Source organism: Propionivibrio sp., assembly GCF_016790145.1.
GTDB lineage: Bacteria > Pseudomonadota > Gammaproteobacteria > Burkholderiales > Rhodocyclaceae > Propionivibrio.
In genome coordinates this window covers 1-15,202 of sequence record NZ_JAEUOI010000220.1, presented here as the reverse complement: position 1 = coordinate 15,202, position 15,202 = coordinate 1, and the positions used below count along the sequence as shown (strand labels likewise).

The 15,202-nt window shown below is 58.5% G+C and carries 12 protein-coding genes; 10 read left to right on the top strand and 2 right to left on the bottom strand.

The window, feature by feature from the left end; translation table 11 throughout:
• The first annotated feature begins 16 nt into the window (after positions 1 to 16).
• The 6 genes from JNM42_RS17720 to JNM42_RS17695 all read left to right on the top strand — a co-directional run bounded on the left by JNM42_RS17720 (position 17) and on the right by JNM42_RS17695 (position 6,720).
• Positions 17 to 1,060 (top strand): rod shape-determining protein, encoded by a 1,044-nt coding sequence (locus JNM42_RS17720; RefSeq protein ID WP_294273359.1) that lies wholly within the window; start codon positions 17 to 19, stop codon positions 1,058 to 1,060.
• A gap of 156 nt (positions 1,061 to 1,216) precedes the next feature.
• Positions 1,217 to 2,146 carry a rod shape-determining protein MreC gene (mreC, locus tag JNM42_RS17715; protein ID WP_294273356.1) on the top strand — a complete coding sequence of 310 codons (930 nt, stop codon included), beginning with the start codon at positions 1,217 to 1,219 and terminating at the stop codon, positions 2,144 to 2,146.
• Positions 2,147 to 2,149: 3 nt separating this feature from the next.
• On the top strand, positions 2,150 to 2,671 hold the full coding sequence (gene mreD / locus JNM42_RS17710) for a rod shape-determining protein MreD (RefSeq protein WP_294273353.1): 522 nt from the start codon (positions 2,150 to 2,152) through the stop codon (positions 2,669 to 2,671).
• An 11-nt stretch (positions 2,672 to 2,682) separates the two neighbouring features.
• Entirely contained in the window at positions 2,683 to 4,590 is a 1,908-nt protein-coding gene (gene mrdA, locus JNM42_RS17705; RefSeq protein WP_294273350.1) for a penicillin-binding protein 2, read from the top strand.
• A gap of 9 nt (positions 4,591 to 4,599) precedes the next feature.
• Positions 4,600 to 5,700: a rod shape-determining protein RodA gene (gene rodA, locus JNM42_RS17700; protein WP_294273435.1), complete on the top strand. Its 1,101-nt coding sequence runs from the start codon at positions 4,600 to 4,602 to the stop codon at positions 5,698 to 5,700.
• A 27-nt stretch (positions 5,701 to 5,727) separates the two neighbouring features.
• Positions 5,728 to 6,720: a septal ring lytic transglycosylase RlpA family protein gene (locus JNM42_RS17695; RefSeq protein WP_294273347.1), complete on the top strand. Its 993-nt coding sequence runs from the start codon at positions 5,728 to 5,730 to the stop codon at positions 6,718 to 6,720.
• An 8-nt stretch (positions 6,721 to 6,728) separates the two neighbouring features.
• Here JNM42_RS17695 and hypF read toward each other — a convergent pair whose 3' ends face one another.
• Together hypF and JNM42_RS17685 are read right to left on the bottom strand one after the other, a co-directional pair.
• A complete protein-coding gene (hypF, locus tag JNM42_RS17690; protein WP_294273345.1) occupies positions 6,729 to 9,053 on the bottom strand; it encodes a carbamoyltransferase HypF in 2,325 nt (774 codons plus the stop codon).
• Positions 9,054 to 9,344: 291 nt separating this feature from the next.
• Positions 9,345 to 10,199, bottom strand: coding sequence for a MaoC family dehydratase N-terminal domain-containing protein (locus JNM42_RS17685; protein ID WP_294273341.1), 855 nt, complete (start codon positions 10,197 to 10,199; stop codon positions 9,345 to 9,347).
• 351 nt (positions 10,200 to 10,550) lie between these two features.
• Between JNM42_RS17685 and JNM42_RS17680 the strand changes: the two genes are divergently transcribed.
• From JNM42_RS17680 to JNM42_RS17665, 4 genes are all read left to right on the top strand, one after another.
• Positions 10,551 to 11,762, top strand: a complete 1,212-nt coding sequence (locus JNM42_RS17680) for a CaiB/BaiF CoA-transferase family protein (protein WP_294273338.1) — start codon at positions 10,551 to 10,553, stop codon at positions 11,760 to 11,762.
• Between the two features lie 23 nt (positions 11,763 to 11,785).
• On the top strand, positions 11,786 to 13,012 hold the full coding sequence (locus tag JNM42_RS17675) for a CoA transferase (protein ID WP_294273335.1): 1,227 nt from the start codon (positions 11,786 to 11,788) through the stop codon (positions 13,010 to 13,012).
• A gap of 40 nt (positions 13,013 to 13,052) precedes the next feature.
• Positions 13,053 to 14,273 carry a 2-methylfumaryl-CoA isomerase gene (locus tag JNM42_RS17670; RefSeq protein WP_294273333.1) on the top strand — a complete coding sequence of 407 codons (1,221 nt, stop codon included), beginning with the start codon at positions 13,053 to 13,055 and terminating at the stop codon, positions 14,271 to 14,273.
• Positions 14,274 to 14,342: 69 nt separating this feature from the next.
• Positions 14,343 to 15,202 (top strand): CoA ester lyase (locus JNM42_RS17665; RefSeq protein WP_294273330.1); only part of this gene is annotated, 860 nt, incomplete at its 3' end.

Genomic DNA, 15,202 nt, shown 5'->3' with positions numbered 1-15,202 from the left:
TAAGGGATATTCACGCATGTTCAGTTTTCTTCGCAGTTATTTCTCCAACGATCTGGCCATCGATCTGGGTACCGCCAACACGTTGATCTACGTTCGCGGCAAAGGAATCGTTCTCGACGAACCCTCGGTTGTTGCAATCCGCATGGAAGGCGGCCCCAACGCCAAAAAGACCATCCAGGCTGTCGGCCTGAGCGCCAAGAACATGCTTGGCAAGGCACCGGGTGCCATTACGGTCATCCGTCCGATGAAGGACGGTGTGATCGCCGACTTTACCGTGACCGAACAGATGCTCAAGCAGTTCATCCGCAAGGTGCATGATTCTCGACTGCTGTCGCCAAGTCCGCGCATTATTATCTGTGTGCCCTCGGGGTCGACGCAAGTTGAACGTCGCGCCATACGCGAATCGGCGATCGGTGCAGGTGCCAGTCAGGTATTTTTGATCGAGGAACCGATGGCGGCAGCGATTGGTGCCGATTTGCCGGTTTCCGAACCGACCGGATCGATGGTCGTCGACATCGGCGGCGGAACGACCGAGGTCGGCGTCATTTCCCTCGGCGGCATGGTCTATGCTGGTTCGGTACGCGTCGGCGGCGACAAGCTCGATGAAGCGATCATCAATTACATCAGCCGCAACTATGGCATGCTGATTGGCGAGAATACCGCCGAGAACATCAAGAAGCGCATCGGCTCGGCTTTTCCGGGTGCCGAAGTGCGCGAGATGGAAGTCTCGGGAATCAACAAGGCCGAAGGCATTCCGCGCAAGTTCACCATTTCATCGAACGAAATTCTCGAAGCGCTCACCGAGCCACTCAACAATATCGTTTCGGCGGTAAAGTCGGCGCTTGAGAAAACGCCGCCTGAACTTGGCGCCGATATCGCCGACAAGGGCATGGTGCTGACCGGCGGTGGTGCGCTGCTGCGCGATATTGACCGCTTGCTGATGGAAGAAACCGGTCTTCCGGTGATCGTCGCCGAAGAACCATTGACCTGTGTGGCCCGCGGTTGTGGTATGGCGCTCGAGAGGATGGACAAGCTCGGCAGCATCTTCACATCGGACTGAAATTCCGTGAGGGGTGAGGGGTGAGGATTGAGAAGTAAAACCCTTGCCTGTTTTACACTGAATTCGTGTCCGCTAATTCCGGTCGGCAAGGCAAACGCCAGTTGTGGAGCCCGCATGCTGGTTCCGCATTCCTCACTCCTCACTCCTGCCTGAATCATGGATCATCAACCGCCACCATTTTTCAAACGTGGACCGGCACCGCTGGCGCGCTTGTCGTTCTATGCCGCGCTTTCGCTGGCGCTGATTTTCATCGATTCCCGTTTTCAGACCCTTGAGCTGCTGAGGCAGGGGGTATCGCTGTTTACGCATCCCATACAAAAGGCGGCACAGGCTCCGGTCGAGCTTCTCCAGAATGCCGGAAATTATTTTTCCGGCATCAACCGCTTTCAGGATGAGAATGCCCGCCTGAAACGCGCGCAACTGGACGGTGCCGAGACACTATTGCGCACCCAACAGCTTGAAGTGGAGAACGAGCGTCTGCGCAAGCTGCTTGACATCAAGGGACGGCAAAAAACGAATGGGCGGGTAACACAAATCCTTTATGCGGCACGCGATCCCTTTTCGCGTCGGATCATCGTCGACAAAGGCCAGCAGGACAAAATCGTTGCCGGACAACCGGTGGTCGATGATGCCGGTGTCGTTGGCCAGGTGACGCGGGTCTTCCCCTTCGTTTCGGAGATCACGTTGATTACCGACAAGGATCAGGCCGTGCCCGTTCAAATTGTTCGCAACGGGCTGCGCTCGGTTGTTTTCGGGCTGGGCAATGGCCAACTCGAACTACGCTATATGCCGGCCAATGCCGATGTGCAGAACGGCGATCTGCTGGTGACTTCAGGACTGGACGGCATCTTTCTGCCCGGACTCCCGGTGGCCAAAGTCGTGCATATCGAACGTGACACCTCGTATTCCTTCGCACGCATTTACTGCGTACCCGTCGCCGGCGTTGAAAACTTCGGCGACGTCATGGTGCTGGATCCCCGCGAGACGATCCCGTTGCCCGCACAATTGACCAGCGAAGCCGCTGCCGGTGGCGCCAAACCGTCTGCCAAATCCGGGGCAAAGAAAAAACGACTGAAAAGAGAATAGCCCATGCAACCCACTTACTCCTCATCACGCATTCTGCAGCCGGTCCGCCCCTGGTTTGTCCTGATCAGTCTGGCGACCGCGCTGGTCTTCAACTTTTTTCCGACCACAGCCTGGCCATGGATGCCTGATTGGGTGGCTTTACTCATCATCTTCTGGAGCATTCGTGAACCACGCCACGTGGGCATGGGAACCGGCTTCATTCTCGGATTGACCATGGACGTTGCCGATTCAAGTCTGCTCGGGCAGCATGCGCTGGCTTATGTTCTGGCGTCCTACGCGGCCACCTCGCTGTCGCGCCGCATCCTGTGGTTTCCGCTCGGCCAGCAGGCCTTGCATATCCTGCCCCTGTTGTTGATGGTGCAGCTTGTGCAGTTCGCTGTTCGCGTCATGCCGGGTGCCGACTCTCCCGGATTGAGCTATTTTGTCGGACCGTTCTTTGGCGCCCTGTTGTGGTTGCCCCTGACCTTCGCACTGCTTCTGCCCCAGTATCAGCCGGTAGACCGTGACGCCAATCGGCCAATCTGAGGACACTTGCCTTGTACAAGCGGCACTCGTCATTTCATACACAGGATAGTGATCTTGATCGCTTCCGCTTCCGCATTGCCTTTGCGGCGGGTGCCGTGGTGCTGGCGTTTGCCATCCTGATCGGACGTTTTTTCTATCTGCAAGTCATTCAGCACGACTATTACACCACGCGAGCCGAGGACAATCGCATCTCACTGGTTCCGATCACACCGAACCGTGGCGTCATCCTTGATCGTAACGGAACGATTCTGGCGCGGAATTACTCGGCATTTACCCTCGAAATCACGCCGTCCAAGATCGAGGATCTTGATGCCACGATTGACGGTCTCGGCAAACTCATCGAAATTCTGCCCAAGGATCGACGGCGTTTTCGCAGGATGCTCGAAGAAAGCAAGACGTTTGAGAGCCTGCCGATTCGTTCGCGATTGAGCGACGAGGAGGTCGCCCGTTTTGCCGCGAATCGCTATCTCTTCCCAGGCGTTGAAGTCAAGGCGCGTCTTTTCCGGCAGTACCCGCTGGGCTCGATGGCCTCGCACGCTTTGGGCTATATCAATCGTATCAACAAGACCGATCTTGAAATCATTGAGAAGAAAGATCAGTTAGCCAATTACAAGGGTACCGACCATATCGGAAAAACCGGCCTTGAACAGAAATACGAATTCGATTTGCACGGCGAGACTGGTTATGAGGAAGTCGAGATCGATTCCGGTGGGCGGGCAGTTCGTAGCCTGTCGCGTACCGCTCCGGTTTCGGGTAACAACCTGACCTTGACCCTTGACGCGCGTTTGCAGGAGATTACCGAAAAGGCTTTTGGCGAGCGGCGCGGCGCACTGGTCGCCATCGAGCCGTCCACCGGCGGAATTCTTGCGCTGGTGTCCACGCCCACCTTCGACCCGAATCTATTTGTCGACGGTATCCGCACAGAAGACTGGGATCTGCTCAACAATTCACCTGATCGACCGATGGTCAATCGGGCTCTGAACGGCGCCTATCCACCAGGCTCAACTTTCAAACCCTTCATGGCACTGGCCGCACTTGAACTCGGCAAGCGTACGCCGGGTCAGACCATCTTCGATCCCGGCTTCTTCAATTTCGGCGGCCACCATTTCCGCGACGACAAGAAGGGCGGTCACGGAACGGTCGATATGTACAAGTCGATCGTTGCCTCGTGTGACACCTACTACTACATGCTGGCCAACGATATGGGAATCGACAACATCGCGCGCTTCATGGGCAGCTTGGGTCTTGGCAGCCGCACCGGCATCGACATCGAAGGCGAGTCGGAAGGCGTGTTGCCTTCGCAGGAATGGAAGAAACGCCGCTTCAAGCGCCCGGAACAGCAGAAATGGTTTGCCGGCGAAACCATCTCGGTCGGCATCGGTCAGGGTTATAACGCTTACACACCGATGCAACTGGCGCAGGCGGTGGCGGCCTTGGCCAACAACGGAGTGATTTTCCGCCCGCATCTCGTCAAGTACATCACTGATACCCGGACCGGCGAAAAGACCCTGATCGAACCGGAACCTTTACGCACACTGGCGTGGAAACCGCAGAATATCGAAACGATAAAAAAGGCGATGATTGGAGTCAATAAGGAAGGAACCGGGGCCCGCGCTTTTGCCGGTGCCGCCTATGAATCAGGGGGCAAGACAGGCACGGCGCAGTTGTTCAGCCTGAAAGGCGCCGACTACAAAGGCGGCAAGCTCAAGCAGGAATTGCGCGATCACGCACTGTTCATAGCCTTTGCGCCGGCCGATCATCCCAAAATCGCCCTCGCCGTGCTGGTCGAGAATGGCGGCTTTGGCGCCCAGTCCGCTGCGCCGATCGCGCGCATGGTACTCGACTATTACCTGCTGGGCAAACTGCCCAAGGGGCCGGCGAAGGAAGACGAGACGCCGGAAGAGGACGTGGAGGAATAGCTCGTGTTCCTGCAATTAATTCAACGTTTCAGGGAACGCCTGGTCGCTCATATTGACGGCCCCTTGCTGGTGATTGCCCTGGCCTTGATGAGTTTCGGCCTGGCTACAGTCTATAGCGCGACCTACGACGCCAACAACCGCGCACTCAGCCAGTCGCTCAACATGCTGGTCGGACTGGCCGTGATGTGGGCCGTCGCTCAACTGCCGCCACAGAAGCTGATGCGCTTTGCTGTCCCGCTCTATGTTCTCGGTGTCATTCTGCTGGTGCTGGTTTTTTTGGTGGGGGTAAAGGTCAACGGAGCCCGGCGCTGGTTGCCGCTCGGCTTCACCCGAGTCCAGCCGTCCGAGATCCTCAAGATTGCAATGCCGCTGATGCTCGCCTGGTACTTCCAAAAATATGAAGCCGCCCTGAAGTTTCGCCATTTTGCAATCGCCGGCCTGTTGCTGATTGTTCCCTTAGGCCTGATAGCCAAACAGCCCGACCTGGGAACGGCTGTCCTGGTCGGCGCGGCGGGCTTTTACGTCATTTTCTTTGCCGGCCTGCCATGGAAGGTGATCATCGGCATGATTGTCTTGGGGGCAAGTGCCGCGCCCTTTGTCTGGACCGTGCTGCATGGTTACCAGCGCAAGCGAATACTGACACTGATCGACCCGACGAGCGATCCGCTCGGTTCGGGCTATCACATCATTCAGTCGACAATTGCCATCGGTTCCGGTGGCGGATTCGGCAAGGGCTGGCTGGAGGGTACACAAACCCACCTTGAATTCATCCCGGAACGTCACACCGACTTCATTTTCGCCGTTTTTTCGGAAGAACGCGGCTTGCTGGGCAACAGCATTCTGGTTTTCCTCTATCTGATGCTGATTGCCCGTGGCCTGATGATTACAGCCAACGCATCGACGCTTTTTGCGCGAGTTCTGGGCGGCTCAATCACCCTCAGCTTTTTCACCTACGCATTTGTAAACATGGGAATGGTCAGCGGTATATTGCCGGTGGTTGGCGTTCCGCTGCCTTTCATGAGCTATGGTGGTACCGCCCTGGTGACCTTGTTCCTTGGTCTCGGTATTCTCATGAGCATCCACTCACACCGGATGCTGGTCAAGAAGTAACAAGGAGGGAAGTGTGGGGAGTGAACGGTGAGCGGACGCCCGGTTGCGCTGGCGCTGGTTCTGTTTCTGGGGGCCTGTGGGGGTTCGCCGCCGCGCCCCGTCGATGGCGCCCGGCCCGCTGCCGGGCCGCTGACACCACCGGCCGGCGCTGCGCGCAAGCCGGCGGTGACGCAAAAGCGCGGCGGCGGGTATTACAAGGACGACGGTCCGGGAGACGATATACCGGACAATCTGGACGATATCCCTGACGCTCAGCCACGTAGCGAACCTTTGCATCGTTTTGCCAACAAGCCTTATGTCGTTCTCGGCAAGTCGTATGTACCGGATACCAGCCTCAAGCCTTTCCAGCAGCGCGGTATCGCCAGTTGGTACGGTAAAAAATTTCACGGCCAGAAAACCTCAATCGGCGAACCTTACGACATGTTCTCGATGACCGCTGCGCACCCGACGCTGGCGATACCCTCGTATGTGCGGGTAACCAATGTCAGCAGTGGAAAATCGGTTGTCGTACGTGTAACGGATCGCGGCCCCTTCCACGCCGATCGAATCATCGATCTCTCCTACGCCGCTGCGCATCGTCTTGGCTATATCAACAACGGCAGCACACCGGTTGAAGTTGAAGCTGTTTTCCCCGACGATGCAACAACGCTGACCTACGCCCAGGTCAAACCACCGGCAGCGACGCTCAAGTCCGCCCCCCCTGTCGCCGAACGCGACGAGATTGAACTGCTGGCGGCAGCTCTGGCCGTCAGCGAGACGCCGCTTGCAGCCCCCACACCGCTCGTTCGGAAAGGCATTTTCCTTCAGCTCGGCGCCTTTTCCAATGTGGACAATGCTGAAAGTCTGCGCTCACATTTGTCGCGCGAACTGGACTGGCTCAGTGAAGGTATCCAGGTCAATGCCGGTGGCGGAATACACCGCGTGCAACTCGGCCCCTACGCCACCCGAGCCGATGCCGAGAAGGTCGCCGAGAAAATTCATCTGGCGCTCGGTTACAAACCCGGCATTGTGACGAGATGAAGCGAGTATTAACCAGGCGGTGCTTTACCCCCGAGCAGGTACTGCTGCGCAACCCACGCCTGACCCAGCGCCAGTCCGCCATCATTTGGCGGCAGGTGGCGCGCCTCGATCAGGTGCAGGCCATGACCACCAAGTCGGGAACGCAGGCCACGGGCAAGCACCAGATTTAGGAAACAACCGCCGCTGCCAACTACCGTTGTGTTTACCGGTGCTACGGCGCATACCCAGTCGGCCAGCGCGGCAATCAGTGTGGCATGAAAAACGGCGGCACCGCGCTCGGCATTTTTCTCATCGGCCAGAACCGCGAAAAGGGGCAGCAGATTCAGAACACCATCTTCAATCGTCCAGGCGTCATTGAGTGGCAAAACATCGCCATAGTGTTCGGACATTCCTTCGAGCAATTCAGCCGCCTGCCCATCAAAAGTCAGCATGGACTTGACGCCGAGCAAACCTGCTGCAGCATTGATGTAACAGCCAAGACTCGAAGTCGCAGGACAGTTGCCACCACTGACGAGTAGTTTTTCGACCGCGGCAGCAGAACGCTGTTTGGCAAAACGCCGACCGATTTCCTTGCCGCGCCCGAGTTGCTGCAACACCGCTGCGGCCAGTCGCCATGGTTCTCTTAGCGCCTGGTCGCCGGTCAGCTGAATCGGCGCAAGATGGCCGAGACGCTGCATTAGCGCTCCATCAACGCGCATCAGTTCGCCGCCCCAGCAGCCGCCATCCGTCCCCAGGCCAATTCCATCAAGCGCCAGCCCGATAACCGGGGCGTCAACCCGATGTTCAGCCAGAACAGAAGCGATGTGGGCGTGCTGATGCTGCACGGCGAGTGCCGGCACCCCTCTATGACGGGCAAACTCCAGGGCATATCGTGTCGAGTGGAAGTTGCGATCCAGATCGTGCGCGACCAGCGCCGGTTTGATCTCTAGAAATTTGAGCAGACGGGCGACAGTGGTTTCAAAAAAATCACACGCTGCCGCATTATCCAGATCACCGATATGTTGCGAAACAAAGGCCTCATCGCCGCGTGTCACGCAAACCGTGTTCTTGAACCAGCCGCCTACCGTCAGTACCGGCGGACCGGAGCGTGGCAACTTGATCGCGCGTGGCGTATAGCCGCGCGCACGGCGAACAAGTTGCAGCCCACCGGGGCCTGAGCGCGCGATGCTGTCGTCGCAACGAGCCTGTATCTCGCGATCATGCAGGAGAAAGGCATCAGCGATGCCGGACAGGCGCAGCAGGGCTTCGTTGTTGCCAATCACCAATGGCTCGCCGCCGGGATCGGCGCCGGTCATCACCAGTGCGAGTTTCTGCGGCTGATCCAGCCAGCCCGTACCCTGCGGGCGACCCGCCGCTTCATGGAAGAGCAGGTACTGCAAGGGCGTGCACGGCATCATGACGCCCAGCCAACCCAGCCCCGATGTCACTCCCGGTAGCGCCGCATCGCAAGTGGCGCGCTTTTTGAGCAAAATGATCGGTCGCTCCGGGATAGCGAGCAGACCCGGTTCGCCAATGCCCAGATGAACGAAGGTGCTGGCGGAAGAGGCATTGGCCAGCATTACGACAAACGGCCTCTGATCACGCTGTTTGCGCTCGCGCAAGACGGCTACAGCCACGGCATTGCGTGCGTCGCAGGCCAGATGAAAGCCCCCCGGGCCCTTGATGGCGACGATCTTCCCCTGCTCCAGAAGACTCAAGGCCTGGGCAATCGGATCGCCTTGCAGAGGCCTGCCTTCGGCGTCGAGCAGCGCAAGCTGCGGCCCGCACTTCGGACAACAATTGGCTTCGTTATGATGGTGCCGATCTGCAGTCTGCCGGGACTCGATTTGACACTTCAGGCAGAGCGGAAAGGGTTTGAGGCTCGTTCGCTCGCGAGTGTAAGGCAAGGCGCGGCAAATCGTGTAACGCGGGCCGCAACTCTTGCAACTGGCGAACGCGTAACGCCAGCGCCGGTTCGCCGGACTGAACATCTCCGTCAGGCAATCGCGGCAGACGGCCGTGTCGTTCCCGACCATTGCCGGTGCCCGGCCACCACGGCTGTTCAGGATATAGAAATCCTCGGCAACACACTCCACTTGGGTCTCGTGCGCCTTCACAGAATCGATGCGTGCCATTGCCGGAGCATCTTCTTTCAGCCGCTCAAGCAGATTTTGCACTTGTTCAAGCGCACCGCAGACTTCGATTTCCAGGCCATGCGAGTCTTTTCTGACCCAGCCGGTAAGATCGAGCTCCTTGGCCAGCCGCCAGACAAATGGCCGGAAGCCGACACCCTGAACGACACCACTGAGCCGGATGCGTTGGCAGACGATATTTGGATTGTCAGAAGTTTGCACGGGGCAGAGGTCCGAATTTTTTCGCTGGAAGGATTGGTATCCGCCAGTCCGGATTTGCTTGATAGTCCGAACAGCTTGTTACGCCTTTTAGTGCGAGCATTCGATGCGATGACGATCAGCTAGCTTAGCTGCTTGTTTAACTCTGATTACATATAACATAACACATTGCAGCTTAAGTTACTCTGTGAAATTCAGGATCAAAAATGGCTGACGGTGCAATTTCAGCGTCATTGCTCAACATCATCAAGCCCATTGCGTGTCATCCCGACGCTTGTTGGCACGACATTGGTATCAAACCGCAAGTTCGGCGCTGGCGTTCATCGCTGCTGTGCCATCCGGTCCCTGCGCTTCCAGATTTACCCGGCCATCATCTGCTGCTATGCCGACGAGGCGAAACGGAGCCAGGTCGAAGAGCGGTGCCAGTCCTCGGAAGCTGTATCCGAGCACCGGTCGAGCAACATGGTGTCGTACCATTTCCATAAGCAGGACGGCCGTCAACGGCCCATGCACCACCAGGCCCGGATAGCCTTCGTCATGCGTTGCATAGGGGCGGTCGTAATGAATCCGATGCGCATTGAAGGTCAGCGCCGAAAAGCGGAACAGCAGTTTCGGGTCTGGCGTCACGATGCGTGACCAGGCACCGTCGGGTAACGGCGGCCATTCGATCACGCGCGGGCAGGCAACCGCCGGACCCGGTTCACGGTAGACGATGTCCTGTTCCTCCTCGATACACAGCAGGTCATCCTGGTAGTAACTGCAGACTACGGAGACAAAAGCCAGCGAGCCTGAACGACCCGACTTCTGGCGGATGTCGCGAATCACGGCTTCGCGGCGCGCCGGTTGACCGATGACCAGTGGGCGATGAAAGCGCATGCGCGCACCGGCAAACATCCGTCTTGGGAAAGGAATCGGTGGCATGAAGCCGCCGCGCTGCGGATGGCCGTCGACGTCGAGCAGCGCTTGCGGCGCCTTCGGAAGAAAGTAGAACCAATGCCACAACGCCGGCAATGAACTGCCTTTCTCGAAGCGTGTCACCGTATCGTCGAGCATGGCCGCCGCCGCCAGCGCCGGCGCCAGTCCCAGGTCATCTTCGGTGATCTCCCGGCGGCCTATCCACTGGGCGTAATCTGTTGTCGAGTCGGTCATGCCTTGATCCTTTCAGGTTAACTGGAGACGTTACGGCAAGTACAGCACAGCAGCCAGGTAAACTCAAGTTGCCACAAGATTATCGTGTGAATCGCGCAGCACCCCGCTTTTGCGCCGTTAAGCTTTTCTGTTGTATATTACCCGACTTGCTTCGGCAAGGATCTGTCGTAATATGATAAATAAATATATTTTACGGGTATGCTATTAGGAGGATTGGCTATGAAAAAAAGAGCAGGTACGTCGGATTCCGACCCGCTGAGGTCAGGATCTACGGCCACGGCGGAGGCAACGCCAGCCAGCGATTCATCCACAAACGCTCAGTGTCTGCAGGATGACCCGGATCAGGAGCGTATGCCCGATACTGAAAACCTGCCAATGAGCGGCGTACGCGTCATCGACGTCGGCACCTTTCTGGCTGGTCCCTATGCGGCATCGATGCTTGGCGAGTTCGGTGCCGAGATTCTCAAGGTCGAGCATCCAATCAACGGTGATCCGATGCGGCGCTTCGGAACGGCATCGAAGCGCCACGACGCAACGCTGGCCTGGCTCAGCGAAGGTCGCAACAAGAAATCGGTGACGCTCGACCTGCGCCAGAAGGAAGGCGTCGAACTGTTTCTGAAACTGGTTGCCAAGTCCGACGTGCTGATCGAAAACTTCCGTCCCGGCACGATGGAGGAATGGGGGCTCGGTTGGGACGAGTTGAGCAAGGCCAACCCTGGCCTGGTGATGCTCCGCGTCTCCGGCTACGGGCAGACCGGGCCCTATCGCAATCGTTCGGGTTTTGCGCACATCGCCCATGGCTTCGCCGGCCTCTCCTACCTCGCCGGTTTCCCCGGTGAAACCCCGGTGGTGCCCGGTACCTCGCCGCTCGGTGACTACCTGTCCAGCCTCTACGGCGCCATTGGCATCCTGATCGCATTGCGTCACCGGGACGCAAGCGGAGAAGGACAGATCATCGACATCGGCATTTACGAAGCCGTTTTCCGCCAGATGGACGAGATCGCTGCGGCTTACGGCCTGTTCGGCAAGGTTCGCGAGCGTGAAGGTGCTGGCAGCTACGTTGCCGTTCCACACGGACATTTCCGAACCGTCGATGACAAATGGGTCGCCATCGCCTGCACTACGGACAAGATGTTCGAACGTATCGCTGCGGCCATGGGCAAACCCGAACTTGCTTCGGCCGAGTGCTATGGCAATCAGCGCAAGCGCCTGGCCGCGCGCGACGAGGTCAACCGGATCGTCATCGAATGGGTCGGAACGCTGACCCGCGACGAGATCATGACGCTGTGCATTGATGGCGAAGTGCCGATCGGCAAGCTCAACAGCATCGCTGACATCTTTGTGGACGAACATTTTCTGGCGCGCGGTAACCTGGCCCACCTCAGGGAGGAAGGGCTTGGCGAGGTGGTGATTCCAGGTGTCGTACCGACGCTGTCGGAGACGCCGGGCAGGATCTCCAATCTCGGGCCGCCGCTCGGCAATGCGACCTATGAAGTCCTGCGCGAACTGCTTGGTATTTCGGCACAGGAAATACAGCGCTTGCGGCAACGCAAGATCATCTGAACAGGCCATTGCGAGGACTCCACATGACCACTGAACAGAAAGAGACAAAGTTACCGCTCGCCGGCATTCGTGTGATCGATGCCGCCACGGTCATCGCCGCGCCCTACAGCGCCAGCATTCTCGGCGAATTTGGCGCCGAGGTCATCAAGGTCGAAAACCCCAAAGGGGGCGATCCCATGCGTTACTTCGGCACGCCGACCAAACGCAAGGACACGCTGGCCTGGCTGAGCGAAGCGCGCAACAAGAAATCCGTTACACTCGACCTGCACCTGCCCGAAGGCGTCGAGTTGTTCAAGAAACTGATCGAGAACTCCGATGTGCTGTGCGAAAACTTCCGGCCCGGCACGCTTGAAAAATGGGGGCTTGGCTGGGACGTTTTGCACGAAATCAACCCGCGTCTGATCATGCTGCGCGTCACCGGCTACGGGCAGACCGGCCCCTACAAGGACCGGCCCGGTTTTGCCCGCGTCGCGCACGCGGTCGGCGGCATTGCCTTTCTCTCGGGTATGCCGAGAGGAACACCGGTCACTCCGGGGTCGACCACTATCGGCGATTACCTGACCGGGCTCTATGGCTGCATCGGCATATTGATGGCTTTGCACCACCGCGAGCGCAGCGGACGCGGCCAGTATATCGACGCCGCCCTCTACGAATCGGTGTTTCGCTGCACCGACGAACTGGCGTCGGCCTATGGGATGTACGGAACGGTGCGCGAGCGGCACGGACCGACACACAACGATTTCGCCTGTCCGCATGGCCATTTCCCGACCAAGGAGAACGGCAAGTGGGTGGCCATTTCGTGTGTTACCGACAAACTGTTCGAACGACTGGCGATGGCCATGGGACGTCCCGAACTGGCGGCTGCACACGTCTATGGGGATCAGAAGGTGCGCATGGAACATCGTCACGATGTCAACGAAATCGTTCGCGACTGGTGCGGTTCGCTGACGCGTGAAGAACTGCTTGCCCGCTGCTTTGCGGCGGGTGCGCCGGCCGGCCCCCTGAACAGCATTGCCGATGTTTTCGGCGACCGGCAGTTTCACTCGCGACGCAATCTGGTGGCCATCGACGAGCCGGACATCGGCGAGACGGTCATCGTACCCTCGGTGATTCCACGCCTGTCGGTCACACCGGGCCGCATCGGGCACCTCGGACCGAAGCTCGGGCAACATACGGACGAAGTACTCTCCGGTCTGCTCGGCATGAATCAGAACGAGATTGACGCGCTGCGCAAAAAGCGCGTGATCTGAAACCGCTCAAGTTGAGCGCAACACGGGATGGGTGGACAAAATGGAAGGAATTCTCAAGGGTTTGCGTGTTGTCGAAGGCACCGCCTTTGTCGCTGCGCCACTGGGCGGGATGACTCTGGCGCAACTCGGTGCCGATGTCATTCGTTTCGACCCGCTCGACGGCGGGCTGGACAACAGTCGCTGGCCGCTGACCCTGGATGGCAAGCACAGCCTGTTCTGGGCTGGCCTGAACAAGGGTAAACGCTCGATCGCCGTCGACTTTCGCAAGCCGGAAGGTCAAGAGTTGCTGACCCGGCTGATCTGCGCCCCGGGTGAAAATGGAGGCCTGTTCAGCACCAATTTCCCGGCCAAGGGCTGGCTCAGTTATGAAACGCTGAAAGCCCATCGTCAGGATCTGATCATGATCAACTTTCTTGGTCGTCGCGATGGCGGTTCGGAGGTCGATTACACCGTTAACCCACAGGTCGGCCTGCCCTTTTTGAACGGGCCGATCAATTCGTCGGAGGTGGTGAACGACGCTTTTCCGGCGTGGGATTACACCAGCGGTCACATGATCGCCATCGGCCTGCTCGCCGCCGAAAGACATCGACGGCTTACCGGCGAAGGGCAACTGGTTCGTCTGTCATTGAAAGACGTGGCACTGGCGATGCTCGGCAATCTCGGCTTGCTGGCCGAAGTGATGGTCAATAATGCGGATCGGCCCAAGTATGGCAACTATCTCTATGGCTCCTTTGGGCGCGACTTCAGAACGCTGGACGGTAAACGCCTGATGATCGTCGGCCTGACCGACATGCAGTGGCATTGTCTGACCAAGGCGACCGGCCTGCAGAACGCAATCAAGAAACTCGGCATCCGGCTCGGCCTTGACCTTAACGACGAAGGCAATCGGTTTCGCGCCCGCCAGGAGATCGCCGCGCTCATGGAGCCATGGTTCGAGGCCCGCACAATGGCCGAAGCCGCGAGTATTCTCGATGCCAACCGGGTTACCTGGGGCCCCTACCGTGGTGTGCGCGAAGCCATTGCCAAGGATGCGGATTGCTCGCTTGACAATCCGATGTTCTCGATGGTCGATCAACCGGGTATCGGATCGTATCTGGCGCCGGCCACACCGCTTGATTTCACGGACGTTCCCCGCCTGCCGGCGAAGCTGGCGCCGGTACTCGGGGAGCATACCGACCAGATTCTGCTCGACATCCTCGGCTTGAGCGAAGCCGAAGTCGGTCGTCTGCACGATGACGGCATCGTTGCCGGCCCGACCTGAACTACACTACTCAGCAGCACCCTGACTTCCGTCAAATCCATCCGCCTTCCACTGATAAAGGAAAATGCCATGAAGCTACCCGTTCATTTCTACAAGCCACTCGCCATCGGCGCACCGCAACCCCTGCGCGAACTGCCGGTGAGACCGGAACGGATGATCCATTTCTTCCCTCCGCATATCGAAAAGATCCGCAACAAGGCCCCCGAGACGGCCAAGCAATGCGATGTGATGTGCGGCAACCTCGAAGACGCCATCCCCATCGAATCCAAGGACGCCGCGCGTGCGGGCTTCATCGAGTTGCTGAGCAACAACGACTTCGGCGACACCGCGATGTGGGTACGCGTCAATGCCTTGAACAGCCCCTGGATACTCGATGACTTGAGCGAGATCATCAAGCACGTCGGCAACAAGGTCGATGTGATCATGATTCCCAAGGTCGAGGGGCCGTGGGATATTCACTTCGTTGACCAGTATGTGTCCCTGCTCGAAGCCAAATATGGAATCAAAAAGCCGATCCTGCTGCATGCCCTGCTTGAAACGGCGCAGGGCGTCACCAACGTCGAAGCCATCTGCGGTGCCAGCCCGCGCATGCATGGCCTGAGCCTCGGCCCGGCCGATCTGGCCGCTTCGCGCGGCATGAAGACGACGCGGGTCGGTGGCGGACATCCCGGCTACGGTGTACTGGTCGACGAGGAAGAAGGCAAGGATACGCGCGCTTTCTATCAGCAGGATCTCTGGCATTACACCATCGCTCGTATGGTCGATGCGGCCGTGGCGCATGGGCTGCATTCATTCTACGGCCCGTTTGGCGACCTCAAGGACGAAGCCGCCTGCGAAGCGCAATTCCGCAATGCCTTCCTGATGGGCTGCTCGGGAGCCTGGTCGCTGGCGCCGAACCAGATCGCCATCGCCAAACGCGTCTTCAGCCC